The sequence below is a fragment of the Bradyrhizobium sp. USDA3516 genome (assembly GCF_057651995.1).
Genome location: NZ_JBYGYN010000001.1, coordinates 855,911 through 881,682, shown reverse-complemented (window position 1 = coordinate 881,682; position 25,772 = coordinate 855,911). Strand labels below are relative to the sequence as shown.

24 protein-coding genes and 1 riboswitch are annotated in these 25,772 nt (G+C 66.8%); of the genes, 13 read left to right on the top strand and 11 right to left on the bottom strand.

The window, feature by feature from the left end; genetic code table 11:
• Positions 1–3 precede the first annotated feature (3 nt).
• On the top strand, positions 4–456 hold the full coding sequence (locus tag AC24YW_RS04295; protein ID WP_487481541.1) for a universal stress protein: 453 nt from the start codon (positions 4–6) through the stop codon (positions 454–456).
• Positions 457–674: 218 nt separating this feature from the next.
• Here AC24YW_RS04295 and AC24YW_RS04290 read toward each other — a convergent pair whose 3' ends face one another.
• Entirely contained in the window at positions 675–1,631 is a 957-nt protein-coding gene (locus AC24YW_RS04290; protein ID WP_487481540.1) for a LysR family transcriptional regulator, read from the bottom strand.
• Positions 1,632–1,724: 93 nt separating this feature from the next.
• Between AC24YW_RS04290 and styA the strand changes: the two genes are divergently transcribed.
• The 3 genes from styA (at position 1,725) to AC24YW_RS04275 (ending at position 3,875) form a co-directional block, all read left to right on the top strand.
• A complete protein-coding gene (gene styA / locus AC24YW_RS04285) occupies positions 1,725–2,975 on the top strand; it encodes a styrene monooxygenase subunit StyA (protein ID WP_487481539.1) in 1,251 nt (416 codons plus the stop codon).
• Between the two features lie 70 nt (positions 2,976–3,045).
• Positions 3,046–3,348, top strand: coding sequence for an EthD family reductase (locus tag AC24YW_RS04280; RefSeq protein ID WP_487481538.1), 303 nt, complete (start codon positions 3,046–3,048; stop codon positions 3,346–3,348).
• Complete coding sequence (locus AC24YW_RS04275) at positions 3,348–3,875, top strand: flavin reductase family protein (protein ID WP_487481537.1); 528 nt, start codon at positions 3,348–3,350, stop codon at positions 3,873–3,875. Before AC24YW_RS04280 ends, AC24YW_RS04275 begins: the two co-directional genes overlap by 1 nt.
• Positions 3,876–4,095: 220 nt before the next feature.
• On the opposite strand, the gene AC24YW_RS04270 is transcribed toward AC24YW_RS04275, so the two are convergent.
• On the bottom strand, positions 4,096–5,007 hold the full coding sequence (locus AC24YW_RS04270; protein WP_487481536.1) for an arginase family protein: 912 nt from the start codon (positions 5,005–5,007) through the stop codon (positions 4,096–4,098).
• Positions 5,008–5,234: 227 nt separating this feature from the next.
• On the opposite strand from AC24YW_RS04270, the gene AC24YW_RS04265 reads away from it, so the two are divergent.
• Positions 5,235–6,209 carry a magnesium transporter CorA family protein gene (locus AC24YW_RS04265; protein ID WP_487481535.1) on the top strand — a complete coding sequence of 325 codons (975 nt, stop codon included), beginning with the start codon at positions 5,235–5,237 and terminating at the stop codon, positions 6,207–6,209.
• A 40-nt stretch (positions 6,210–6,249) separates the two neighbouring features.
• On the opposite strand, the gene AC24YW_RS04260 is transcribed toward AC24YW_RS04265, so the two are convergent.
• Together AC24YW_RS04260 and AC24YW_RS04255 are read right to left on the bottom strand one after the other, a co-directional pair.
• Positions 6,250–6,888 carry an alpha/beta hydrolase gene (locus AC24YW_RS04260; protein WP_487481534.1) on the bottom strand — a complete coding sequence of 213 codons (639 nt, stop codon included), beginning with the start codon at positions 6,886–6,888 and terminating at the stop codon, positions 6,250–6,252.
• Positions 6,885–7,823 (bottom strand): ring-cleaving dioxygenase, encoded by a 939-nt coding sequence (locus tag AC24YW_RS04255; protein ID WP_487481533.1) that lies wholly within the window; start codon positions 7,821–7,823, stop codon positions 6,885–6,887. The genes AC24YW_RS04260 and AC24YW_RS04255 overlap by 4 nt, the downstream gene beginning before the upstream one ends.
• A gap of 129 nt (positions 7,824–7,952) precedes the next feature.
• Between AC24YW_RS04255 and AC24YW_RS04250 the strand changes: the two genes are divergently transcribed.
• Positions 7,953–8,867: a LysR family transcriptional regulator gene (locus AC24YW_RS04250; RefSeq protein WP_487481532.1), complete on the top strand. Its 915-nt coding sequence runs from the start codon at positions 7,953–7,955 to the stop codon at positions 8,865–8,867.
• On the opposite strand, the gene AC24YW_RS04245 is transcribed toward AC24YW_RS04250, so the two are convergent.
• The 5 genes from AC24YW_RS04245 to cobU form a co-directional block, all read right to left on the bottom strand.
• The gene (locus tag AC24YW_RS04245; RefSeq protein ID WP_487481531.1) at positions 8,864–11,557 is read right to left on the bottom strand and encodes a hybrid sensor histidine kinase/response regulator; all 2,694 of its coding nucleotides are present in this window, start codon (positions 11,555–11,557) and stop codon (positions 8,864–8,866) included. The two genes, AC24YW_RS04250 and AC24YW_RS04245, sit on opposite strands and share 4 nt — an antisense overlap.
• Positions 11,554–12,588, bottom strand: a complete 1,035-nt coding sequence (locus AC24YW_RS04240) for an ABC transporter substrate-binding protein (protein WP_487481530.1) — start codon at positions 12,586–12,588, stop codon at positions 11,554–11,556. Before AC24YW_RS04240 ends, AC24YW_RS04245 begins: the two co-directional genes overlap by 4 nt.
• Before the next feature lie 124 nt (positions 12,589–12,712).
• Positions 12,713–13,345 (bottom strand): 5,6-dimethylbenzimidazole synthase, encoded by a 633-nt coding sequence (bluB, locus tag AC24YW_RS04235; RefSeq protein ID WP_487481529.1) that lies wholly within the window; start codon positions 13,343–13,345, stop codon positions 12,713–12,715.
• Between the two features lie 4 nt (positions 13,346–13,349).
• Positions 13,350–14,132: an adenosylcobinamide-GDP ribazoletransferase gene (gene cobS, locus AC24YW_RS04230; protein WP_487481528.1), complete on the bottom strand. Its 783-nt coding sequence runs from the start codon at positions 14,130–14,132 to the stop codon at positions 13,350–13,352.
• On the bottom strand, positions 14,129–14,632 hold the full coding sequence (gene cobU, locus AC24YW_RS04225; RefSeq protein ID WP_487481527.1) for a bifunctional adenosylcobinamide kinase/adenosylcobinamide-phosphate guanylyltransferase: 504 nt from the start codon (positions 14,630–14,632) through the stop codon (positions 14,129–14,131). The genes cobS and cobU overlap by 4 nt, the downstream gene beginning before the upstream one ends.
• 120 nt (positions 14,633–14,752) lie before the next feature.
• Between cobU and cbiB the strand changes: the two genes are divergently transcribed.
• Entirely contained in the window at positions 14,753–15,694 is a 942-nt protein-coding gene (gene cbiB, locus AC24YW_RS04220) for an adenosylcobinamide-phosphate synthase CbiB (RefSeq protein WP_487481526.1), read from the top strand.
• A gap of 11 nt (positions 15,695–15,705) precedes the next feature.
• The gene (cobD, locus tag AC24YW_RS04215) at positions 15,706–16,671 is read left to right on the top strand and encodes a threonine-phosphate decarboxylase CobD (RefSeq protein ID WP_487481525.1); all 966 of its coding nucleotides are present in this window, start codon (positions 15,706–15,708) and stop codon (positions 16,669–16,671) included.
• Here the strand turns inward: cobD and AC24YW_RS04210 are convergent.
• Positions 16,660–18,108 carry a cobyric acid synthase gene (locus AC24YW_RS04210; protein WP_487481524.1) on the bottom strand — a complete coding sequence of 483 codons (1,449 nt, stop codon included), beginning with the start codon at positions 18,106–18,108 and terminating at the stop codon, positions 16,660–16,662. The genes cobD and AC24YW_RS04210 overlap by 12 nt on opposite strands.
• A gap of 228 nt (positions 18,109–18,336) precedes the next feature.
• Positions 18,337–18,972: a cob(I)yrinic acid a,c-diamide adenosyltransferase gene (gene cobO, locus AC24YW_RS04205; protein WP_487481523.1), complete on the bottom strand. Its 636-nt coding sequence runs from the start codon at positions 18,970–18,972 to the stop codon at positions 18,337–18,339.
• Between the two features lie 40 nt (positions 18,973–19,012).
• Positions 19,013–19,233, top strand: a riboswitch (cobalamin riboswitch).
• 95 nt (positions 19,234–19,328) lie between these two features.
• Between cobO and AC24YW_RS04200 the strand changes: the two genes are divergently transcribed.
• From AC24YW_RS04200 to AC24YW_RS04180, 5 genes are read left to right on the top strand one after another with little or no spacing between them, the layout of a single operon-like run.
• Positions 19,329–19,703: a DUF1636 family protein gene (locus tag AC24YW_RS04200; RefSeq protein ID WP_025035271.1), complete on the top strand. Its 375-nt coding sequence runs from the start codon at positions 19,329–19,331 to the stop codon at positions 19,701–19,703.
• Complete coding sequence (cobW, locus tag AC24YW_RS04195; RefSeq protein ID WP_487481522.1) at positions 19,700–20,734, top strand: cobalamin biosynthesis protein CobW; 1,035 nt, start codon at positions 19,700–19,702, stop codon at positions 20,732–20,734. Before AC24YW_RS04200 ends, cobW begins: the two co-directional genes overlap by 4 nt.
• Positions 20,734–23,982 (top strand): cobaltochelatase subunit CobN, encoded by a 3,249-nt coding sequence (cobN, locus tag AC24YW_RS04190; RefSeq protein WP_487481521.1) that lies wholly within the window; start codon positions 20,734–20,736, stop codon positions 23,980–23,982. The genes cobW and cobN overlap by 1 nt, the downstream gene beginning before the upstream one ends.
• Positions 23,979–25,142 (top strand): precorrin-3B synthase, encoded by a 1,164-nt coding sequence (cobG, locus tag AC24YW_RS04185; RefSeq protein WP_487481520.1) that lies wholly within the window; start codon positions 23,979–23,981, stop codon positions 25,140–25,142. Before cobN ends, cobG begins: the two co-directional genes overlap by 4 nt.
• Positions 25,142–25,771 (top strand): precorrin-8X methylmutase, encoded by a 630-nt coding sequence (locus AC24YW_RS04180; RefSeq protein WP_487481519.1) that lies wholly within the window; start codon positions 25,142–25,144, stop codon positions 25,769–25,771. Before cobG ends, AC24YW_RS04180 begins: the two co-directional genes overlap by 1 nt.
• Position 25,772 lies beyond the last annotated feature (1 nt).

Below are 25,772 nucleotides of genomic sequence, written 5' to 3'. Positions count from 1 at the left end.
CGAATGTACACCAACATCCTCTTGAGCACTGATGGATCGGACCTCGCGAGCAAAGGCGTCACACACGGACTCGCCCTTGCTAAGGCTCTAAGCGCCAAAGCAACGATCATTACCGTGACGGAGGCAATGTACATTGACTATGGGAGCGGGCACGCCTCGGCGATCTTACCGTCTCAGGACCAGATAGATAGCTACGAGGCCTCTCATAGGGAGCACGCGCACAGCGTGTTGAAGGTGTTTCGATCGATGGCGGAACGAATGGGCGTTTCTTCAGATTTTCTGCATGTTGCGAATTCGCACCCGGCCACTGCGATCATCGACACAGCAAAGTCGAAAGGTTGCGACTTGATCGTCATGGCATCTCACGGACGACGCGGCCTCAGGAAGCTCTTCTTGGGAAGTCAAACATCAGAGGTCCTGGCGAATGGAACGGTGCCAGTATTGGTTGTGCCGTAGCGCCCCTTTCCTCAAGTGCGGAACCCCGCGTCGACCGCTATCAACCTGTCAACCGTGTCACCCTAGTTTTCCGCACCTCACGCCGGCGCGACATCGCGGTGCGAATTCCCCACCCCAGATCCAAGTGCCAGATGGTGGTACGGTCTCAGGCGGTTTACCCACCCCGCAACCAATCTCATCTAGGTCGGCAACTGGTCCCCTTTCCGGACGTCGAACACTCAACGGAACGAGCCAATCTCCGTCGTCCCCAAAGCGGCGAGATTACCGTCTCGAAAGCGGTCAACGAGTGCAAAGACGTCCGCGCGTTCGATGATCAGATCGCGGAACAGTCGCGCCCGGTGTGACATCCATTGCGGGTCGGGATAGACGACATGCATGGGCAGCGGCGGCACGACGAAGTCGGGCAGCACATGGACGAGACGGCCGGCCGCGATGTGCTCCAGGGTACACCAGTTCGGCAGAACGGCGACGCCGATCCCCTCCAATGCAGCCAGCGTCATCACGTCCGCATCGTCGCAGGTCATCGCCGGCGCGATGTCCACGACGTAACGGCCGGTTTCGGATTCGAACGTCCACTGATTCTTCTGCGACAGGCGTGAGTAGGTGATGCAGGGCATGCGTCGCAGATGATCGGGGAGCGAAGGCACCTGATGGCGCCCAAGCAGCCCGGGCGCCGCCACCAGCAGCCGTTTGATGGTGCCGACCCGCCGCGCCACCAGCGAACTCGAATTGAGGCTGCCGATCCGTATCGCAAGCTCGGTCCCCGTCTCGATCAGGTCGACGAACTGTTCGGTAAAACTGACGTCGAGCCGGACATCGGGATAGCGGCGGGTGTATTCGGCGAAGATCTCACGGAAGAAGAAACGGCCGAACGAGGTCGGCACCGTCATCCGCAACGTCCCTGACGGATTGCCGATCCGGCTCTGCGTCGGAGCGCCGGCGCTCTCGAGCAAGGCGACGATGTCCTTGGCGTATTTCAACACGCGGTCGGCTTCCGGGGTCGGCCGCAGCTTGCGCGTGGTGCGCACGAACAGCCGGCAGCGAAACTCGGCCTCCAGCAGCGCGATGCGCTTGCTGATCGCCGGCTGCCCCAGACCGAGGTCGTCGGCGGCCTGGGTGAAACTGCCTGCCTCCATCACCCGGATGAAGGTCTGCAGCGCCTCGATCCGGTCCATTCATTCCTCCCCGGAATTTTTAATATTCTCATCATTCCGTATACGGCATGGCGCGTCCGGTCTAGCCTTCCTGCGTTCAGGGGAGGAACGCGAATGAGCAAATCGATCGGCATTTTAGGGGCCGGCATCGGCGGCCTGCATCTGGCGCTCTACCTGCAGAAGCAGGGCATCATGGCAACCGTGCTGACGGATCGCGCCCCGGAGCAATATGCGGCGACACGGCTGATGAACACCGTCGCGCATCACAGCGTCACCATCGCGCGCGAGAACGAGCTCGGCGTGAACCACTGGGACGATCCCGGCGTGGTCTATCACCACCACGATCATTACTTCAATTTCCCCGACGGCGGGCTGCTGTTCCGCGGTGCATTCCAGCGGCCGAGCCGCGCGGTGGATTATCGGATCTACCTGCCGGCATTGATGAAGGACTTCGAGGATCGTGGCGGCCTGATCGAATATGCCAGCATTCAGGATGACGACATCCCCGCGCTGGTCTCGCGCTTCGACCTTCTCGTCGTCTCCACCGGCAAGGGCGCCCTCGGGCGCATGTTCGCCCACCGGCCCGAACTCTCTCCGTACACGCGGCCGCAGCGCTTGCTTTGCGTCGGCCTGTACGACGGCGTCGATCACGGCAGCCCGGATGGCGACGATCCGCGCGGCGTCACCCTGTCCGTCTCGCCCGGCCATGGCGAGATGATCGTCATTCCCACGCTGACCTTCGGCGGCATGAAAACGGCGCTGCTGATGGAGAACATTCCCGGCGGCGACATGGCCGACCTGGTCTCGCTCAACTACGATGCCAACCCGGCAGCATTCCGCCAGACCCTTCTGGACAAGCTGGAAAAGCATCATCCGCACACCTATAACCGGATCGACACGCACCGCTTCGGGCTGGCCCAGCCGCTCGACCTGCTGCAAGGCGCGGTGGTGCCGACGGTGCGGCAGTCGTGGGTGGCTTTCGACGGCGACAAGCTCGCCATTGCCCTGGGCGACGTTCACTCCGTGGTCGATCCCTTGATGGGCCAGGGCGCCAACATGGCCTCATATGCGGCGTTCGAGCTCGGCAAGGCGATCGCCGACGCGGTGGCATTCGATGCACGCTTCGTCGAGGACGTCGATCGCGCGCGCGAGAACCGCGTGCTTGCCGCCGCTCGCTGGACCAACATGATGCTGCAGCCGCCGTCGGAAGCGATGGGCCGGCTGATCTTCGCCATGTCGCAGGACCGGGAGCTTTGCGACGAGTTCACCGAGAACTTCAATTATCCGGAGCGCCAGTGGGATCGTCTGGCGAGCGACAAGCGCATCCACGCCTGGATCGATAGTCGCGCAAGGATCGCCGCCTGACGCCGGCCCGCCGTACGGAATCAGTTCCGCTCCTGGGCGGTTGGCTGAGCCGTGTCTGAGAGGAACAGCAATGCACTGCCTGACCGTTCTGTACCCGACGCCCGACGATCCATCGGCCTTTAGGGCCTATTACGTGGACAAGCACGTACCCCTGGCAGCGACACTGCCCGGTCTGGTGCGTCATCATTACGCTTTCCCCCAACGACTCGGACCGGGGGAAGCGCCTTTCTGCATCTTCCAGGCCTTCTTCCCCGACGCTGCCGCGATGGAGGCGGCACTCGGTTCGAACATCGGCCGGAAGGTCGCAGCCGACGTGCCGAACTATTCGCCCAAGGGAGCGACGCTCTGCCATTTCAAGATCGAAGGCGCGTAATGGGCCATCATGCCGAGCCGGCCGGTTTTCGGGCCGCCGCATCGCGGTTCGCGACGGGCATTACGGTCGTCGCGACCGTCGACCAGGACGGCGCGCCGCTCGGCATGACCGCCAACAGCTTCACGACCGTTTCGGCGGATCCGCCGACGGTGCTTGTCTCGCTCATGCGCGGGCGGACGTGGCAGGCTGTGGCCAGATCGGGCGTCTATTCGGTCAATGTCCTGCATGCGGAAGACGTTGCGCTCTCCGCGCACTTTGCCGGAAGGCCTCTGTTGCGCGAGGCTCCGCCGCTCGTCCCTCGCCAGGGATTTTTCGTGCTCCCGCAGGCGATCGCGCAGTTCGCCTGCGAGGTGGTCCAATCGATCGACATCGCCGACCACACGCTCTTCATCGGCGAGGTGCGCTGGTGCCGGCACAAGGAGGGCGTGCCTCTGGCATTCTACGCCAGCCGTCTTCGAAGGGGCGTCGGGATGGAAATCTCTTCCGCCGATAGCGTTGCCCATGCCGGTGACGAATGGTGGACTTGAGACCTCTGTTGTTGCGCCGGGAGCACTTGAGAGCTTTTGCTGAGGCCATCCTTCGAGACGCCCGCTTTGGGCGGGCTCCTCAGGATGAGGATCGAATGCGCGGAAGCAGTTTCAACGGGCACTGATGCTGATGAGCCTCATCCTGAGGAGGCGCGTCAGCGCCGTCTCGAAGGACGAGGCGCGCGCACCGGTCGCCGCCACGATTCATATGCGGTAGCAACTATACTTTCCGTCTGCGGATGCACCCCAGCGCATTGCAGACGATCCGCGCGACCGCAATGGCTCCAAGATTCTGCACGTCGCGCTCGGGAACGTATTCGACGATGTCCAGGCCGACGATTCCAGACTTTGCCGCGACGCCTCGTATGAGATCGACCACGTCGAAATAGGACAGGCCGCCGGGCTGTGGGACGAGCACGCCGGGGATGACCGATGGATCGAGACCGTCGCAATCGATGGTGACCAGGCACTCGCCGTCAGCCTCGATCGCGTCGAGCACGCTTGCGATGCCGTGACGCTGGACCTGTCTTGCCGTGAAGATCTTCGCGCCCCACGCCTTCGCAGCGTCGAATTCGGCGCGACCGGAGCCCCCGATGCCGCGCAAGCCGACCTGCACGATGCGCTTGACAAAGGGGAGTTCGCTGGCGCGCCGCATCGTGCTGGAGAACGTATAGCCCGATCCGTTGCGCTGATCGCGCCAATCAAGATGGGCGTCGATCTGCAGGATGGTCAGTCCCTTGCTGTCCTGGAACGCTTCGAAGAAAGGGATCGGGACCGAGTCGTCACCGCCCAGGAGGATCGGAACGGCGCCGGCCGAAAGGACGGCTTGCGCGGCTGTTCTGATCGCGTCGCGGTTGCGCTCCGGAGTCATTGGGTCGGTCGGCACGTTTCCACCGTCCAAGACCCTCGTTTTGCCCGGATCGAGCAGCTCGGCGTCCTGATCGAAATCCCAACGGGTGAGATCGCCCTCATAGTGACGCAGCGCGCGACGGATGACGTCGGGCGCGTTTGCAGCATGGCTGGTCTGACCTGCAAGGTACGGGGTGGCATCCGATGCGCCGAACAGGATCGCCTCGGCCGCCGGCAGCGCGGCGGTCAAATCGCAGGCCTCAACACCCAGGAAGGTCGTCATGTCGGGATGCACTACGCGTATCCATGGATCACCTGCGCGTCCGTTCAACGTGCATCGCCAGAGCGTGTTCCGATCGGTATGTCCGATGTCGTTCGGAAGCATCGGTGAGAGGGAATGAAATACCGCTGTCGCTGAGAGGTCTTGAACGTTTGCAACTCTCATGCGTTAGTCGGCGGGTGAGGGACATGCGCCCTCCGGCATGGCGATGCGGCCACGGAGTTCGGTTCTTGCTCAGACTTTACAGGTGGCCGTCCGACGACTGGCACGGCATCGGCGCGGAAATGCCCTCGGAGATCATCTGGGCCGATCTCCTGAATGGGACCGACGAGGAGAAGCAGTTCGTGGAGCGGCTGCTCGGCATCCGCATTCCCTCGGAAGACTCGCTCAGCGAGATCGAGGCCTCGAGCCGCCTGATCTTCGACCACGGCACGCTCTATCTCAGCTCGCCCGCGGTCCGGTTCACCGAGACGGGCGAGGCCGAGATCACGCCGGTGGGCTTCGTCATCGGCCCGCACGTGCTGGTGACGGTGCGCTTTGCCGAGCTGCCGATCTTCGACGACATCGGCAAGCGCATCGGCTCCGATGACAGCCTGGAAAACGGCATGTGCGTGTTCACCAGTCTGCTCGAGGCCATGATCGATCGGGGCGCCGACGTTCTGGAGCATCTCGGCGCCAAGGTCGATCAGCTTTCGCGGAGTGTGTTCAAGGGCGCCCTGGTGCGGACCCAGCGCCCGGTGCGCTCCAGTCGCAAAATGCAGGAAGCGCTGGAGACCATCGGCGAGCTGGCGGACCGGCTCGCCAAGGCGCGCGACGTCCTGCACGGGGTCGGCCGTATCGCCTCGTTTGCCGGTGACGTCGGCGGCGAGTGGATCACGGCGTCGTCGAAGAAGCGCCTGGAAGCGGTGTCGAAGGACGTCGTCTCGCTGAGCGACTACGAGACGCGATTGTCGGACAAGATCCAGCTGCTGCTCGATGCCGTGCTCGGCTTCGTCAACATCCAGCAGAACGAGCTGTTCAAGATCCTGACGATCGTGTCGGTCGTCGGCGTGCCGCCGACGATCATGGTCGGCGTCTGGGGCATGAACTTCAAGCACATGCCCGAATTGGACTGGAGCTTCGGCTATCCGCTGGCCTGGCTCGCGGTCATCGCCAGCGGCGTGCTGCCGCTGATCTGGTTCAAGCGGCGCGGCTGGTTCGAGTGATGGCAGCGGCGCACCGTTCAAACGACGCGCCGCTGCTCGATCATGCGGCCTTGGCGTTGGCCTTGCCGATCCAGTCGCGGGCCAGCGTCGCATCGGCTTGCGACACTTGATGGCCCGTTGGCAGCACCTTGTGATCGACACGTGCGCCGGCGTCCGACAATAACGCCGCGAGCCGTGCCGAGTTGCTCGCCGGCACGATCGGGTCGGCCTGGCCGGAGAGCAGCAGCACCGGCTTGCCGCCGAGCGCAGTCTTAGGCGGATCCTCGGGCGGATCCGACAACGGCACCATCGCGCGCAGCAGGATCGCGCCGGCAAGCACGTCCGGCTGCAGCAGCAACAGCGCCGCGGCGATGTTGGCGCCGTTGGAGAATCCGACTGCGATCGGCGCGGCGAGGCCGTAGCGTTGCCGCGCCTCCGTGACGAACTCGCCCAGCTCGTGCGCGCGACGGCGTACGTCGTCCTCGTCGAAGACGCCTTCGGCGAGACGGCGGAAGAAGCGCGGCATGCCGTGCTCGAGCACGCGGCCGCGCGGCGAGAGCAGGGCAGAGCCGGGCGAGATCATCTGGCCGAGGCCGAGCAGGTCGTTCTCGTCGCCGCCGGTGCCGTGCAGCAGCAGCAGCGGGGGAGAGCCCGCGCGGGTCGCGGGCTTGAAACGATGGATGAATGCAGTCTCGGTCATGACGCGGTCTCTTCCAGCTTCGGCAGAACGTCCTCGATCTGCTTGCGGTGCTGTTCGAGGAAAGCAGGCAGCTTCAGGTCGCGGCCGAGGCTCGCCACGGGCTCGTCGACCGCAAAGCCGGGGATGTCGGTCGCGATCTCGAACAGCACGCCGCCGGGCTCGCGGAAATAGATCGAGCGGAAGTAGTTGCGGTCGCGCTGCTCGGTCGGGTGCAGGCCGTGATGGCTCACGAGCCTCTCGGCCATCTTGCCCTGTTCGGCATCGTCAGCCGCGCGGAAGGCGATGTGATGCACCGAGCCGCCGCCCTGGTGGCCCCGGAGGAAGCCCTTGGCTTCGTAGATGTCGACGACGCTGCCTTCGACATCGCCCGGCGCCTTGAAACGGATCACCGAACCCTCGCGCCCGGTCTCCTTGAAGCCGAATACGTCGGCGAGGACAGCCGCCGTCTTCGCTGCGCTGTCGAGCAGCAAGGTCACGCCGTGGAAGCCGCGGATCGCATGCTCGGCCGGCACCTCGCCATTGCTCCAGCCCGGCTCGTTCTCGGCGCCGGGGATGCCGACCAGCGCGAGCGCCATGCCGTCGGGATCGGTGAATGGCAGCACGGACTCGCCAAAACGCTTCTCCAGCGCCTCATACGCGATGCCCTTCTCGGTGAAGCGCTGGGTCCAATAGCCTAGCGAGCGCTGCGGCACGCGGAAGGCGGTCTGATGGGTCTCGCCGACACCGCGGCGTCCGGCCGACACGCCGGCCCACGGAAAGAAGGTCAGGATGGTGCCGGGGCGGCCGGTCTCGTCGCCGTAGTAGAAGTGGTAGGTGCCGGGATCGTCGAAATTGACCGTCTTCTTGACGAAGCGCAGGCCGAGATCCCGCGTGTAGAAGCCGAAATTGCGGATGGGATCGCCGGCAATCGCGGTGACATGGTGCAGTCCAGACATTGTCGTCCTCCAGATTCGGGGGAGCGGTCTTGCTCTGGCCGCAAATATCGTTCCGCTTTGGATTGGGGACAATCCATGCAAATATGACGGCTATGTCTACGATTTGGAAACAATCGGCGGGGCGCCCCCTTGGATAAGCTCGGCAGCCTCCGGGCCTTCGTGAAGGTGGTGGAAAGCGGCAGCTTTGCCGAGGCCGGCCGGCAGCTGCGGCTGTCGCGCTCGGCGATCAGCAAATACATCGCCGACCTCGAGGAGAGCCTCGGCGTCCAGCTGCTGAACCGCACCACACGGCACGCCAGCCCGACCGAGAACGGCCAGCGCTATTTCGAGCGCGCGGTCGTGATCCTCTCGGAGGTCGAGGCGGCCGACCAGGCGGTGACGCAGGCGCAATCGGCACCGCGAGGACTGCTGCGCGTCAACGCGCCGATGTCGTTCGGCACGATGCGGCTCGGGCCGGTGCTCGCCGATTTCATGGCGTGTTACCCGGAGCTGCAGCTCCAGATCGTGCTCAGCGACGACCTGCTCGATCCCGTGCAGGACGGCTTCGACGTGACGTTGCGGATTGCGGAGCTGGAGTCTTCGAGTTTGATCGCGCGAAAAATCATGCCGGTGACGCGCATGATCTGTGCGTCGCCGGATTATCTCGCCCGGCACGGCACGCCAAAACATCCGCAGGATCTGCGCGAGCATGCTTCGCTGACCTACGGCTTCCTGCTCACGGGCAATCAGTGGAAGCTCACGGGCAGCGACGGCGACCACTGGATCCAGCCGGCCTGGTCGCTCTGCGTCAACAACGCCGAGGTGCTGCGCGACGTCGCCATCAAGGGCAGGGGACTGGCGCTGCTGCCGGACTTCATTGCGGCCGATGCGTTGCGGAAAGGCGAGCTGCGGACAGTGCTGGATGATTATTCCGCGCCGCCGCTGGCGCTCTATGCGGTCTATCCGCCGACGCGGCACTTGTCGCTGAAGGTGCGGCTGTTCATCGATTTTCTGGTGGAGCGGTTTGGGAAGGAGGAGACGGGTGCACGGGCGAGCCTGGGCTAGCTGAGCGAATGCTGCTGCGACGGCTGCAGCAGGTCGTCCAGCGCACGCATCGAGGCCCGTCGAAGCTCGGCGAGCTCGCGCGCCGCATTCTCCTGCTCGTGCCGTGACATCGCGGGCGCGGCGTCCTCGACCTCGCGGCAGCGCTCGAACAGGCGGACGAGGCCGAGCGCGCTTGCCGCGCTGCCGAGCTGGTGCGCGGATCGTGCGAGCTGCTCGTGATCGCCGGCCGCCGCGGCCGTGGCGATGCCGTCGATCAGCTGCGCGCCCGTTTGCTGCAGAAGCTGCTGGAGCTTGTCGATTTGCGCCCCACCCAGCAGCTCCCGCTGGTCGTCGAGGAAAAGCCGATCGATCAGCTCGTGTGCCGGGCGTTGCGCGGCTGCCGGCTCGGCGGCCAGATCATTCTCGATCGCCTCGCGCAGCGCGTTGATCAGGATCGGCTTGCTCACGACCTTGATGATGCCCGCGCCGGCAAGCCGATCGCGGGCGCGGCGGGAGACGTCGGCGGTCACGGCAATGATGCGCGGCATCTTGGCAAGACCGAGCTCGCCGATCCGGAAGGCCGCCTCGACGCCGTCCATGTCGGGCATGTGCAGATCCATCAGGATCACGTCGAAGGCCTGATCGCGGGCGAGCTCGACGGCGGAGGCGCCGTTCCTGGCGATGGTGGCGTGGTGGCCGAGCCGGTGCAGGATGGCCGCACCGACCTCGCAATTGACGGGATCATCGTCGACCAGGAGCACACGGAGCTGCCGCGACGGCGGCGCAAGCGTGCCTTGCGCCACGCTGCTTCCGGCAAGGCCGAGCGGCACTTGAAGCGTGAACGTGCTGCCCGCGCCAGGCGCGCTCTCGACCTTGAGCTCGCCGCGCATCAGGCGGGCGAGGCGGCGTGCGATCGCAAGGCCGAGGCCGGTGCCGCCGAACCGCCGCGCGATGCTGTCGTCAGCCTGGACGAAATCCTCGAAAATCCGCTCGTGCAGCTCGGGCGCGATGCCGATGCCGGTGTCGCGCACATCGATGCGCAGCAGGAGGTGATCGCCTTGCCGCTCGGCCGCAGAGCTTACGCCGATGCCGCCGCTCGGAGTGAACTTGATCGCGTTGCCGATCAGGTTGAGCAGGATGCGATTGAGCCTGACGGGATCGCCATGCGCGGCAGTGTCGACGGTCGCATCGCAGGCGAGCTCGAAGCTCAGGCCCTTGTCCAGGGCTTGCGGGCGCATCAGCTCGGCCGCGGCCTCGATGAGCTGGTCGAGACGGAAATCGCGCGTCTCCAGCATTTCGGTGCTGGCCTCGAGGCGCGCATATTCCAGCACCGCATCGACCAGCGCGATCAGCGTTTCGCCCGACGCCGCCGCGGTGGCGAGGTGGCGGCGCTGGGCCTCGCTGAGGCTGCCGTCGTCCAAGAGTTGCAGCACGCCCATGACGCCGTTGAGCGGCGTGCGCAGCTCGTGGCTGACGACGGCGAGGAAGCGCGACTTGGTCTCGTTGGCCGCCACCGCCGCGCTGCGCGCGCGCTCGGCGGCGTCGTGCTCGGCGAGCGCGTGGTCGCGGGCCTTCTCCAGCTCGGAGGTGCGCTCGATCACCTTGCGCTCGAGCGTGGCGTAGGATTCGCGCAAATGCGCCGCCATGCGGTTGAACTGCTCGCCGAGCGCCTCCAGCTCGTCGCCGGTCCTGATCGCGAGGCGCGAGTTGAGATCGCCGCTGCCGATCCGCCTGGCTCCTTGCGTCAGCAGCTGGATCGGCACGGTCATGCGCCGGCTGAGAACGAGCGAGACCAGCACCGCGCAGGCCAGCAGGATCACGAGCAGGAAGGCCGAGCGGCCGATCGAGGCATAGATCGGCGCATAGGCTTCGGTGAGCGGCAGCTCGACGAACACCAGCCAGCCGAGCGAGGGCACCGTCGCATAGGTCGACAGCACGCGTTGGCCGGACAGATCCTCCTTGACGAGGCCACTCGACGGCGGCCCGATGCCATCGAGCGCGGCGCGGACGTCGGCATGGCCGGAGAGATCGCTGCGCTGCAGCGCCCGCCACAAATCGGGATGCGCGATCAACACGCCCATGCGGTCGACGACATGGGCCTTGCCGGTGTTGCCGACCCTGATTCCCGTGACGAGGTCCCAGATGAAGCGCAGATTGACCTCGGCGACGACCACATCGGGAGCGAGCCCGGTGCCGCGCGTGGCGAGCGTCATGAAGGGCTCGGTATCGGCGAAGAAATAGACGGGACCGTAATAGGCCCGGCTGTCATTGGCGCCGCGGAAGGCGGCTGAAGCGGAGAGATCGGCGTTGCTGCCGACCTTGTCGGCGATCCGGCGCGATACGCGCAACTGCTCGCGGCCTTCCGAATTGAGCTGGGCGATCTCCGCGATCGCAGGCGAGAGCCGCAGCAGGCGGATGGCGTTCAGCCGTTCGTCCTCGTTGGTCGACAGCTCCGGCGGCAGCCGCGCGAGCCACCTGATCTGGTTCTCGATCTGGCCGATGAACTGGCCGATCTGAATCGCTGCGGAAGCGGCCTGCTCGCGCTGGGTCGCCGCCAGCAGCTGCTTCTGCTCGCGGTAGGAGAACCAGACGTCGAAGCCGGTGTTGACGGCGAGCGCGGCAAAGGCGAGGCCGACGATCGAGTAGAGATATTTCCTGAACAGCCGGCCGGGAGGCGTGCGCGGATGTCCCTGGTCGGTCGTCTCGTTCACTCGCGGATCTCGTCGGCGCGCGCGAGCAGCGTGAAAGGGATCGTTAGTCCCAGCGCGCGCGCGACCGTGCGGTTGATCAGGAGCTCGTATTTTCGCGGCGATTGTACCGGCAGATCGCCGGGCTTGGTACCCCGCAGGATCAGGTCGACGTAATCGGCCGAGCGCACCTCGAGCGTCGGCCCGTAGCTCATCAGCCCGCCGGCGTCCATGAAGTAATGGAACGGATAGATCGTGGGCACGCGGTATTTGGCGGCGGCCGCGACCACCGCTTTTCGGTTAACCACGAGGAAGCTGTCGACCAGCGCCACCATCGCCGCCTTGGGCGGTTCCGAAAAGCGCCTGACGGCGTCGTCGATCTCCGCGGGCGCGTCGACGGGCGCGGGGATCACCGAGACGCCGGATGCGGCAGCCTCCTGCTCGATCGATTCGAGGAAGAAGCGTCCGCCGCGCGGCGTCGTCGCGGGATTGAACAGGACGCCGACGCGGGCGACGCCGGGCACGGCCTCGCGGATCAGCTGGAGCCACTTGCCGCCCATCTCGGCGCTGCTGTTGGTGAAGCCGGTGGCGTTGCCGCCGGGATGGGCGAGGCTTTGGACGAAACCGTTGCCGACGGGATCGTTGGCGGTGGCGAACACGATCGGGATGGTCCGGGTGGCGGCAAGGACGGCGGCGGTCTCGACCGTCGACCCCGTCAGGATCACGTCCGGCTTGAGGTCGAGCAATTCCTGGACGGCCGTCTTCAGCCGGTCCGGCGCGCCGAAGGTCGAACGAAGCTCGAGGCGGAAGTTGACGCCTTCGACCCAGCCGCGCTGCCGCAAGCCGACGACGAGGTTACCGAGGCGGGAAGTCGCGCTGTCGATCATGCCGCGTCTGGTTAGTTCGTCGTCGAGCGGCAATGCGGTGAGCGAGGCGACGATTCGCATGCGATCGTCGGTTGCGCCGAGCGCGATCCATCCCGCGACCGATGCAGTCGCGAGGCGAAGGACATCGCGGCGATTGACCGCCGAGGAAACGAAAGATCGCCCCGTCATGGACCACGTTGCAAGATCGCCTTGCCTTGCTCGATGCTTAGCGCGAAAGCGGGGTGCCCACAATCGGCGAAAGGCGCATGTGAATGTTCGTTCGCACGCTTTCGATCCGGCGCTCGGCGGGCGCCTAGCGCCGCAGCGTAAACGCGTCCGCGCCGCGTCGGTGCTCCCATTTCGCCTGCTCGAGCTCGGGCTGATCGCACTCGGTTTCCGGATAGCCGATGCAGAGATAGGCGATGAACTTCCAGCTGTCAGGCACGTCGAGAACAGCGTGCATGCGCGCAGGATTCAGTATCGACACCCAGCCGAGGCCGATGTTCTCGGCGCGGGCGGCGAGCCACATCGCGGTGATGGCGGCGACCACGGAATATTCCGTCGTCTCCGGCATCGTCGCGCGGCCGAGGCCGTGGCCGATGTCGCTGGCCTTGTCGGCGAACACCGCGAGGTGGGCGGGCGCCTGCTCGAGGCCGGACAGTTTCAAGGTGGCATAGCGTGCGGCGCGGTCGCCGGAATAGCAGCTCAGCGCGTCGGCATTGCACGTTCTGAAATCCTCGACCACCGCGCGGCGCGTTGCGGCATCATCAACGATGACGAAGCGCCAGGGCTGGCTGAGGCCAACCGACGGCGAGAGGCAGGCGGTCTCGATCAGGCGCTCAATCGCACCCTCCGGCAAGGGATCGCTGCGGAAGCGGCGCACGTCGCGGCGCCACACGAGCAGCTCGCGCAGATGCTGACGGAAGTTGTCGTCGAACTCGACCATGAGGTCAGCATCCCATCTGGAAGGAGGCGGCCACCAGCAGGATCAGGATCTCGCCCGTCTGCTCGAACGCGCCCAGAATGTCGCCGGTCTGCCCGCCGATCTGGCGGATGGAAAGCCGGGCCAGCATCAGGCCGGCAAGCGACAGCAAGACCATGCCGGCCAGCGCCTTGCCCGGCCCGAGCGCGAGGACGAGCGCGAGCGTCCCAAGCGTGAAGGCGATGGCGACGCTGCGGCCCGGCGGCGCACCGGCGCCGGCCGATAGACCGTCGGGCCGTGCCGGCGGGACCAGCGACATGAAGGCCGGCAGGCCGGCGCGGGCAGCAACGTGCGCCGAGCACAGCGCGAGCATGACGGCCCATGGATTTGCGATCGCTGCGAGCGCGCTCCAGCGCAGGCCGAACGACAGGATGAGGGCGCAGACGCCATAAGTCCCGATCCGGCTGTCGCGCATGATCTCGAGCTTGCGTTCGCGGGTGCGGCCGCCGCCGAGCCCGTCGGCAGTATCGGCCAGTCCGTCCTCGTGCAGCGCGCCGGTGATGAGGGCGGTCGTCGCCAGCGCGAGTAGGGCGGCCAAGCTCGGCGTCAGTCCGAAGCGAATGGCGATCTTGTAGACGAGCGCTCCGGCGAGGCCGACCAGCAGTCCCGCGACCGGCAGCGCCCAGGTCGCCCGCGCGATCGCACCGTCATCGGCGGGCTTCGAGGATGCCACCGGGAGGATCGTCACGAACGATGTCGCCATGCGGAGATCGGCGAAGATGTCTTTGAGCAAGTCGGCGCGCGTGATCATTTCAGTTTCATCGGCAGGCCGGCGACGACGAACTCGACCTCGTCAGCGACGCCGGCAATGATCTGGTTCATGATCCCGGCAGCATCGCGGAAGCTACGCGCCAGCGCGTTGTCGGGCACGATGCCGAGACCGACCTCGTTGGTGACGAGGACGACGGGGCTGTTGAGGCGGGGCAGCGTGTCGGCGAGCTCTCTCACCTCTCGCTCCCAATCGCGCGCCGCATGCATCAGGTTGGAGAGCCACAGCGTCAGGCAGTCGACGAGCCTTGCGCCGCTGCCATCGGTTGCGCGCAGCGCAGGCACGAGATCGAGCGGCACCTCGCGCTCGATCCAATCGATTCCGCGCCGCGCGCGATGTCTTGCGATGCGTTCCTGCATTTCGCCATCGAGCGCCTCGGCGGTCGCGATGTAGACGGGCTGGCCGGCAAAGCTGCGCGCGCGCGCTTCCGCCCGGGTGCTCTTGCCCGATCGCGCCCCACCGGTGATCAAGATGACGGCCATGAAGGTCTCCTGCCGCAGCACTAATCATCAAACGCGGCCAAAGACAAAGCCGAAATCAGGCGGCGAGGGGCTTGCACTCGGCCGCCGTCTTGCGCAACAGGGGCGGGACAGGAGCTAGATGTGGACTTTGCGGGCGCGATGGTGGTGGCGATGGCGGTGGATGCCCTTCTGGGCTGGCCGGCGTGGCTGTTCGCGCGGATCGGGCATCCCGTCACCTGGCTGGGCGGGCTCATTGCGGCCATCGACACCGCCTGGAATCGCGCGTCCGATCCGCCGGCATTGCGTCGAGCGGCCGGCGTCGCCGGCGCGCTTGCGGTGATCGCGCTCTCCGCGGCGCTCGGCTGGGCGCTGCAATCACTGCTTCCTTCGGGCTGGATCCAGATCGTGCTGATTGGCATGCTGGCGTGGCCGCTGGTCGCGCTGCGCTCGCTGCATGATCATGTGGTTGCCGTGGCGACGCCCTTGCTGGCCGGCGATATCGCCGCCGCGCGCGAAGCGGTCTCGCGCATCGTCGGCCGCGATCCCGCAAGCCTCGATGAAGCCGGCATCGCACGCGCGGCGATCGAGAGCCTTGCCGAAAACACCTCCGACGGCATCGTCGCGCCCGTGTTCTGGGGCGCGCTGTTGGGCTTGCCCGGTATCCTGGGCTACAAGGCGATCAACACGCTGGACTCCATGATCGGCCATCGCAGCGAACGGCACGAAGCCTTTGGATGGGCGGCAGCGCGCATCGACGATGTCGCCAATTTCATCCCGGCGCGGCTGACCGGATTTCTGTTCGTGGTGCTGGCGCCGCGAAGATCGGATGCGCTGGCGTGCATGACGCGCGATGCGCGACGGCATCGCTCGCCGAATGCCGGCTGGCCGGAAGCTGCGATGGCGGGCGGGCTGGGCGTGCGGCTCAGCGGCCCCCGCATCTATCATGGCAGCGTCACGAACGAGCCCTGGCTGAACGAGGGCGCGCGCGATCCGCGCGCCGCCGACATCGCGGAGGCGCTGACCGTCTACCGCCGCGCCATGCTGCTGGTCGCAGGCCTGCTTGCGATCCTGGCTTTTGCGTGAAAGAACGGAGCATGCGTGAGCACGGTGGAAATCTCGATCTGGCCCAGCAGCGGTTTGGCGGCCGCGCGGAGGATTGGATCGATCTGTCGACGGGGATCAACCGGCTACCGTATCCCGTAGGCGAGGTGAGCGCGGGCGCGTGGAGCGCGCTGCCGTCGCGTGCCGAGATCGAGGCCCTGCATCGGGCCGCGCAGCAGGCCTATCGCACGAACGCACGGGTTGTTGCGGTCAGCGGTGCACAGGCCGCCATCCAATTGCTGCCGCAACTCGCGGCGGCGGGGCGCGCGCGCATCCTCGCGCCGACCTACAATGAATATGCCGGCGTCCTGTCGGCCGCGGGCTGGGACGTCCAGGAGGTTGCTAAGTTCGATGCGCTAGCGGGTACGGACCTCGCCGTCGCGGTCAATCCGAACAATCCCGACGGGCGGTGCCATTCGCGCAAGGACCTGATCACGCTGCTGCCACGCGTCGGCCGCCTCGTCATCGACGAGAGCTTTGCCGATGCCGATCCGCAGCTGTCGCTTGCACCCGACGCGGATCGACCGGGACTGCTAATCCTGCGGTCGTTCGGAAAGTTTTATGGCCTGGCCGGCCTGCGGCTCGGCTTCGCCATCGGTCATGCCGCCGATATCGACAGGCTTGCCGCGATGTCGGGTCCATGGCCCGTTTCGGGCGCGGCGATCGAAATCGGCTGCCGAGCCTTGCGCGATGAGGCCTGGGCCGAGGCGACGTCGGCGCGGCTCGCGCGCGATTGTGCTCGCCTCGACGCGATGGCGCAGTCACAAGGCTGGCGGTTCATCGGCGGCACACCGCTGTTTCGTCTTTACGAAACCCCTGACGCGCGAGCCTCTCAAGACAAGCTCGCGCGCGACCACATCTGGTCCCGCGTCTTCGCGCAACAGCCGACATGGCTCCGCCTCGGGCTCCCCGGCAGCGAAGCCGAATGGACGCGCCTTGCCGAGGCCCTAGCGCGCTAGCGCGCGCAGGCCTTCGACGTCGAGATGCTTTTCAATGTGATCGGCCAGTGCCTCGAGCGCGCTCTCGACCCTGGCGTGATAGGGCTCGTCGCCCGCGGGAATATCCAGCCTGGCGAGGTATGCCTTGCGGAAATTATCCGACGTGAACAGGCCGTGCAGATAGCTGCCTTCCACACGGCCGTCCCTGGAGATTGCGCCTTCTGCCTCGCCGTCCAGCTTCGCGAAGGGGCGGGCGCGATCGGGGCCTTCGGTGCGGCCGATATGGATCTCGTAGGCCTGGATCGGCTGATCCGTTGCGGCATGCACGGCCGCGACGCGCGTGAGGGTTTTTTGCGGGCTCATCACGGTCTCGACGTCGAGAAGCCCGAGGCCCGGCGTTTCGCCCGCAGGTCCCTCGATGCCTTCGGGGTCGGCGACGCTGCGTCCCAGCATCTGATAGCCGCCGCAGAGGCCGAGCACATGGCCGCCCCGGCGGTGGTGCGCGAGAAGATCGATGTCCCACCCCTGCGCGCGCAGGAAGGCGAGGTCGCCGCGGGTGGATTTGGAGCCGGGGATGATGACGAGGCGGACATCGCCCGGGATCGCTTCGCCCGGCCGCACCATCACGAGATCGACGCCCGGCTCGAGCTTGAGCGGATCGAGATCATCGAAATTGGCGATGCGCGATAGCGCGAGGCAGGCGATCTTGCATTGGCCCGGCTTGCGCGCATCGCGCAGGCCGAGCGCGTCCTCGGCCGGCAGCTCGCCGGCGCGCGGAAACCAGGGCAGCACGCCAAGGCCGCGCCATGCGGTCTTTTGCTCGATCAGCTTGTAGCCGTCGTCGAACAGGGTGGGGTCGCCGCGGAACTTGTTGATGACGAAGCCGGAGATCATGGCGGCATCGTCGGGGTCGATCACCGTCTTGATGCCGACCAGTTGGGCGATGACGCCGCCGCGGTCGATGTCGCCGACCAGCACGACCGGCACATTCGCCTTGCGGGCAAAGCCCATATTGGCGATGTCGGACTTGCGCAAATTCACCTCGGCCGGGCTGCCGGCGCCTTCGACCAGCACCAGATCGGCCCGCGCCTTCAGCCGTTCGAAACTCTCCAGCACCGCGCCCATCAGCGACGGCTTCATTGCCGCATAGTCGCGCGCGCGCGCGGTTGCGATGCGCTTGCCATGGACCACGACCTGCGCGCCGACATCGGTCTCGGGCTTGAGCAGAACCGGGTTCATGTCGGTGTGCGGCTCGACTCCGGCGGCGAGCGCCTGCAGCGCCTGGGCACGGCCGATCTCGCCACCGTCGACGGTGACCGCGGCGTTGTTCGACATGTTCTGCGGCTTGAACGGCAGCACCCGCAGACCACGCCGCGTGAAGGCGCGCGCGAGGCCGGCGACGATGAGCGACTTGCCCACGTCCGAGCCGGCCCCTTGAATCATCAATGCGCGTGCCATCGTGCCTTCAAGAGCGGAATGGGATTGAGTTGAATCAGGCGGCTGCGCGCGCGGTGCACCTCTCCCGCTTGCGGGAGAGGTCGGTGCGACGCGCCGGGTGAGGATTCTCTCCTCTTGGGGGCACTCGATTGCCGAGAGACCCTCTCCCCAGCCCTCCCCCGCAAGCGGGGGAGGGAGCGCACCTTCGTCGGCGCAGCGTTTGGACCTAATCTCATCATCTCATCAGCTTCAGAACTCGACGCCGGCCTGCGCCTTGATGCCGGAGCGGAACGGATGCTTGACCAGCGTCATCTCGGTGACGAGGTCGGCGATCTCGATCAGCTCGTCCTTGGCGTTGCGGCCGGTGAGCACGACATGCGTCATCGCAGGCCTTTGCGTCGTCAGGAACTCGACGACTTCGGCGATGTCGAGATAGTCGTAGCGCAGCGCGATGTTGATCTCGTCGAGCACGACCATGCGCAAGCTCGCGTCGAGGATCAGCTCCTTGGCCTTCTCCCAGCCGGCGCGTGCGGCGGCGATGTCGCGGGCGCGGTCCTGCGTCTCCCAGGTGAAGCCTTCGCCCATCGCGTGGAACTGGCAGAGATCGCCGAAATGGCCGGTGAGCAGGCGTCGTTCGCCGGTATCCCAGGCGCCCTTGATGAATTGCACCACCGCGCAGGGGAAGCCATGGGCGACGCAGCGGACGATCATGCCGAAAGCCGAGGAGGATTTTCCCTTGCCCGCGCCGGTATGGACGATGATCAGGCCCTTTTCGCCGCTCTTGGTCGCCATGATCTTGTCGCGGGCGGCCTTCTTCTTCGCCATCTTGTGGGCGTGCCTGATGTCGGTGTCCTCGGCAGTTTGGGTATCCGGTTCAGACGTCATGGGATCCGGTCCTTCGGCTTGACAAGTGGCGGCCACCGGCAAATGGTGGCCCAGCGTTGGTTCCTGTCCTATGACAGGCGAAGAGGGAATGCGATAGGGTCCGAATCGGCAAGATCCGGATCCAAACTGCAGCCGCCCCCGCGACCGTGACCGGAGAGATGCCCGAAGCCACTGATTCCCATTGGAATCGGGAAGGCGGGGATCGAAGGGCGAAAACCCTGCTCCGCAAGCCGGGAGACCTGCCAGCGCGGACGATTTTTGGACCGGCGGACGGGGTGTTCCGCGACGGGGAAGCGGGCCTTTCCGAAGAATGGTCCGTGCGCCTCATCGCCTCCCGCTGTTATCTGGAAGAGGCGATGACCGTCACACTTCATGTCTGCATCACCTGCCGCGCCGGCCAGACGCTTGGCGAGGGCGAAACGACGCCCGGCAAGCGCCTGCATGGCGCAATCCTCGAGGCCGGCGTGCCCGAGGGCGTCAGCGTGGTTCCCGTCGAATGCCTGTCGGCCTGCAGCCAGGGCTGCTCGGTCGCGCTCAGCGCGCCCGGCCGCTGGTCCTATGTCTATGGCCGCCTGTCCGATGCGAATGCGCAGGACGTGGTCGCGGGCGCTGCGGCCTACGCGGCCGCGCCGGACGGAATCGTGCCGTGGCGCAGCCGGCCCGAAATCTTCCGCAAGCAGTCGCTTGCCCGCATTCCCCCCATTGCCGTCGTGCCGGAGGCCGCCGAATGAACTCGCTCGCAAAAGTCCCGGTCACGGTGGTCACCGGTTTCCTCGGTTCCGGCAAGACGACGCTGATCCAGCATCTGCTCGCCAATGCCGGCGGCAAGAAGCTCGCCGTGCTCGTCAACGAGTTCGGCAGCGAGGGCGTCGACGGCGAGATCCTGAAATCCTGCGCCGATGCGAACTGCCCGGAGGAGAACATCGTCGAGCTCGCCAATGGCTGCATCTGCTGCACGGTGGCTGACGACTTCATTCCGACCATGGAGCAATTGCTGGCGCGGCCGGTGCGGCCGGATCACATCCTGATCGAGACCTCGGGACTGGCATTGCCGAAGCCGCTGCTCAAGGCGTTCGACTGGCCGGAGATCCGCTCGCGCATCACGGTCGACGGCGTGATCGCGCTGGCCGACGCCGAAGCTGTCGCCGCCGGCCGCTTCGCGCCGGACCCGGCTGCGGTCGACGCGCAGCGCGCGGCGGACGACAATCTCGACCACGAGACGCCGCTGTCGGAGGTGTTCGAGGACCAGATCGCCTGTGCCGATATCGTGCTGCTGACCAAGGCCGACCTTGCGGGCGCGGCCGGAATCGAAGCCGCAAAGGCGGCGATCACAGCCGAGATGCCGCGCCGTGTGCCGATGCTGCCGGTCACCGATGGCGCGATCGACGCGCGCGTCATCCTCGGCCTCGGTGCGGCGGCCGAGAACGATCTTGCCGCGCGGCCGTCGCATCATGACGGCGAGGAAGAGCACGAGCACGATGATTTCGCCTCCGTCGTGATCGATCTGCCCGAAGTTGCGGATATCGATGCGCTGGTCGCCTCGGTCCAGAAGCTGGCGCGCGAGCAGAACGTGCTGCGTGCCAAGGGCTATATCGCGGTTGCGGGCAAGCCGATGCGCCTGTTGCTGCAGGCGGTCGGCGAGCGGGTTCGCCATCAGTTCGACAAGCCATGGGGCGCGGGTCCCAGGCAATCCAAGCTCGTCGTGATCGGCGAACATGGCGATATCGACGAGGCCGCCATCAAGGCAGGATTGGGAGTCTGATGCACGTCGTCTTCCGCGAGAGCCGCGGTCTCGAGGAGACTGCGACGCCAAGAGACATCGGCCAGGACCCGGCCGATCTCGTGGTGCTCTCGTATTCGGATTCCGACCTTGCCGCGTTCGCGGCGGGCTGGCGGCGCGGCCGGGGCAGCCTGCCGTCGCTGCGGCTCGCCAATCTCGCCGAGCTGCGTCATCCGCTGTCGGTCGACACCTATATCGAGCGCACGCTGTCGCAGGCGCGCGGCATTCTGGTGCGCCTGATCGGCGGGGAGTCTTATTGGGCCTATGGCCTCGCGGCGCTCCAGCAACTCGCGAAGGAACGCAACATCGTGCTCGCCGTGTTGCCGGCGGACGGCCGTGACGACACGCGACTGGATGCGTACTCGACCCTTCCAGTCTCGACGCTGCGTCGGCTCAAGGTGCTCTGCGACACCGGTGGCCCGGTCGCCGCGCAAGCCGCGATTGCGCAGCTCGCGCTGGCTTCAGGCCTCTATGCCGGCCCGGTCATCGGCGAGATGACTGTCCCCGAGATGGGCTTTTATGATCCTGCGCGTGGTGTCATTGCCGCGCCGGCGGGCGGCGAGGGGAAGCCGCGCGCGCTCGTGACGTTCTATCGCTCCTATCTCACGGCCGCCGATACGGGGCCGGTCGACGCCTTGATCGCCGCGCTGCGCGAGAAGGGATTTGACGCCTACGGCGTGTTCGTCACCTCGCTGAAGACGCCGGGTGTTGCCGACTGGCTGCGCGCGCATCTGGCGCAACATCCTGCGGCGGCGATCGTCAATGCGACGGCGTTCTCGGCCCTTGGCGACGACGGCACGACGCCGTTCGATGTCGCGTCCTGTCCGGTGTTCCAGGTCGCGCTCTCGACGGCGCGGCGCGAGGACTGGGCGGAATCGCTGCGCGGCCTGTCGCCCGGCGACCTCGCGATGCATGTGGTGCTCCCGGAGGTCGACGGTCGCCTGTTCGCCGGCGTGGTGAGCTTCAAATCGGGCGGTCAGCGCGATCCGGATTTGCAGTTTTCACATCTGGCGCATCGGCCGGATGAGGAGCGCGTCGATGCCGTTGCCGCGCGCGTCGCGGCCTGGCGGCGCCTCGCGGAAAAGCCGGCAGGCGAGAAGCGGCTGGCGATCGTGCTCTCGAACTATCCGGGCCGGCCGCACCAGATCGCGCACGCGGTCGGGCTCGATGCACTGGCTTCGGTGGAGGCCTTGGTATCCGATCTGGCGGACGCCGGCTTCGAGGTTGCGCCGGTCCAAGCGTTCGGCGAGACACTGTTGAAGCAGAGTTTGACTTGGGGCGTCGCCGAATATCGCGCGGCGCTCACGCGGCTGCCGCAATCCTTGCAGGACGATCTCGCGCGCGCCTGGGACGCGGTGGAAAACGACCCGAGCTGCCGCGATGGCGCGTTCCACTTCGCTGCGATCCAATGCGGCCGGTCCGTCATCGCAGTCCAGCCCGAGCGCGGCGATGCGGCCTCGCGCGATGCCGACTATCACGATCTCGCCCGCACGCCGCGCCACGCCTATGTCGCGTTTTATCTCTGGCTCCGGCAGCAGGGCTGCGATGCCGTCGTGCATATGGGCGCACATGGCACGCTGGAATGGCTGCCCGGCAAATCCGTGGCGCTGTCGCAAGCGTGCTGGCCGGAAGCGCTGATCGGCGATCTCCCCGTCATCTATCCCTTCATCGTCAACGATCCCGGCGAGGCGGCGCAGGCCAAGCGGCGCATCGGCGCGGTCACGATCGGCCACCTGCCGCCGCCGCTTGAGAGGTCCGCGGTGCCCGAAGGTTTGCGCCGCCTCGAACGGCTGCTTGACGAATATTCGACCGCTGACGGTCTCGATCCCGCCCGTCGCCAACGCCTGATCGCGGCGATCCGCGACGAGGCGCGCGCGGCGGGCCTCGAAGACGATCTCGGCCTCGATGCCTCGGCCGCACCGGCTGAAGCCATCCCGCGGATCGACCGCTTCGTCTGCGATCTCAAGGAAAGCCAGTTCGGCGACGGCCTGCACGTGTTCGGCCGCGGCGCTTGTGCCGATGCGGAGCGCGATGCATTGCGTTCCGCGCTCGCCGGCAAACGCATTGCGCCCGGGCCGTCGGGTTCGCCCTATCGCGGGCGCCAGGACGTGCTGCCGACCGGGCGCAATCTCTTTGCCGTCGACCCGCGCGCAGTGCCGACGCCATCGGCGCATGCGCAGGGGATAAAGCTCGCCGAAGAGCTGCTGCGCCGTCACTTGCAGGATCATGGCGACTGGCCGAGGGGTCTCGTCGTCGATCTCTGGGGCTCGGCGACGATGCGCACCGCAGGCGAAGAGTTTGCGATGGCGCTGCATCTGGCCGGCCTTGCGCCGCGCTGGGATCATGCGTCCGGCCGCGTCACCGGGTACGACATCATCGCGCCGGCCGAGCTCGGCCGTCCCCGCATCGACGTGACGCTGCGCGTCTCCGGCCTGTTTCGCGATGTCTTCGCGCCTCTGGCGCAATTGTTCGAAGCCGCCGCCGAGGCGCTCGCCGCGCGCGAGGACGAGGGCGATGAGAATCCCTATCGCCACCGTGCGGCCCGCGTGTTTGCGCCGCGGCCCGGGCAATACGGCGTCGGCCTCTCGGCGATCCCGGATGCCCTCACGCGGCAGACGCGCGAGGCCGCCGGCGAAGCCTGGCTGTCGGCATCATCCTGGGCGCTTTCTGCCGATGGCGCGATGCAGCCGGATCGCGCTGGCATCGAACAGCGTCTCGCGTCGGCCGACGCCTTTGTCCATGTTCAGGATTTGCCCGAAACCGATCTGCTGCTCGCCGCCGACTATGCCGCGCATGAGGCAGGCATCGCCGCGGCAGCCGCGAACCTCGGCGCAGGCGCGCCGTCGCTCTATCACCTCGATGCGACGCGGCCCGGCGAACCACATGCGCGCACACTGACGGAGGAGATCTCCCGTGTGGTGCGGGCGCGCGCGGCCAATCCGGACTGGATCGCCGGCATGATGCGCCACGGCTTTCGCGGCGCCGCCGAGATCACCGCGACGCTGGAGCACATGGCCGCCTTCGCGCATCTCGCCGGCGCCGTGCCGCCGCATCTGTTCGACCTCTATTACGACGCGACAATTGGCGACGATGACGTCCGCGCCTTCATGGCGCGCGAAAATCCGTCCGCACTCGCCGCGATGGAAACCTGCTTCACGCGCCTGCACGAAGCCTCGCTCTGGCGAACCCGCCGCAATTCGATTGCAGCGGCGCTGCGGGAGGCCTCATGAGCGCGGCCACGGTCAAGGGCTGGTGTCCCGGCGCGCTGCGCCCGATGCTGTCGGGCGATGGGCTCGTGGTGCGCGTGCGTCCGTTCGGCGGGCGCCTTGAAGCGGCGCAAATCTCCGGGGTTGCGGAACTCGCCGAGCGCTTCGGCAACGGTCTGATCGACGTCACGAGCCGGGCTAATCTGCAGATCAGGGGTGTCCAGGAGGACGGCCATCGGCCGTTGCTCGATGGACTTGCGCGACTGGCCCTGCTCGATCCCGACGCCGATATCGAAGCCAGGCGCAACATCCTGGTGACGCCATTCTGGAGCCCCGGCGACGAAACGCAGTCGCTCGCCGCTGAGCTCGAGGAGGCGCTTGCCGATTCCGGCCTCGCGCTTCCCACCAAATTCGGCTTCGCCATCGATGACGGGCGGTCGCGGGTTCTCGCCGGCGATTCCGCCGACATCCGCATCGAGCGCGACCGCGCGGGCGGTCTCCTGGTGCGGGCCGACGGCGCCAAGCTCGGCCGTTCCGTCGATCGCGGACAGGCCGTGAGCGCGGCGCTGGCGCTCGCAAGCTGGTTCGTCATCTCCGGCGGTGCAAAGGGCGGGCGAGGGCGCATGGCGGCCCACATCGCATCCGGCGCCGTGTTGCCTCAATCCTTGCGCGGCGAGACCGAGCCCGCGCCGGTGATGGCCGCGGTGCGGCCCGGACACTATCCGCAAGGCGCGATGGTCGGTGTCGCGTTCGGGCAGATGCTGCACGCGACGCTGCATCAATTCTCCGGTTGCGGCCATGCGCTGCGCATGACCCCGTGGCGGATGGTGCTGAGCGAGGGTAAGCGCGAGATGCCGAGCGGGGCGGGGCTCATCACCAGGCCCCATGATCCGGCGCTGCGCGTCATCGCCTGCAGCGGCGCGCCGCGTTGCCGCGAAGCCCATGCCGATACGCGTGCGCTCGCAGCGGCGCTGGCGCCGCGCATCGCTGCCGATGCGCGGCTCCACGTCTCCGGCTGCGGCAAGGGCTGCGCCCATTCCAGCGCGGCTGCGATCACCCTGATTGCGACGCGTGCCGGGTTCGATCTCGTCCGCGACGGCTCGACCCGCGACGCGCCGGTCCTGCGCGGGCTGAACGGCGCCGATATCGTCAGCGATCCCTCCATCCTGGTCGGAGGGAATTGATGCCGCACAGCTACGAGACCGACGGCGCGGCGATCTACCGGCAATCCTTCGCGACCATCCGGGCCGAGGCCGATCTTGCGCGCTTCACGCCGGACGAAGAGCAGGTGGTGGTGCGGATGATCCATGCCGCCGGCATGGTCGGCCTGGAAGCCCATATCCGCTTCACGCCTGGTATGGCGAAAGCCGCGCGCGCGGCCTTGCAGAAGGGCGCTCCGATCCTGTGCGACGCGCGCATGGTCTCCGAAGGCATTACGCGCGCAAGACTTCCCGCTGCCAATGCGGTGATCTGCACGCTCGGCGATCCCGCCGTGCCCGCCCTGGCGCAGTCGATGCGCAACACGCGCTCGGCCGCGGCGCTGGAGCTGTGGCGGCCGCATCTTAATGGTGCGATCGTCGCGATCGGCAATGCACCGACCGCGCTGTTCCATCTGCTCAACATGCTGGAGGATCGCGACTGTCCGCGGCCGGCTGCGATCATCGGCTGTCCCGTCGGCTTCGTCGGCGCCGCCGAATCCAAGGCCGCGCTGATGGCCGATCCGCCGGCGCCGGCGCTGACGGTCGAAGGCCGCCTCGGCGGCTCCGCCATCACGGTTGCTGCCGTGAACGCGCTGGCGAGCCGGAGCGAATAGC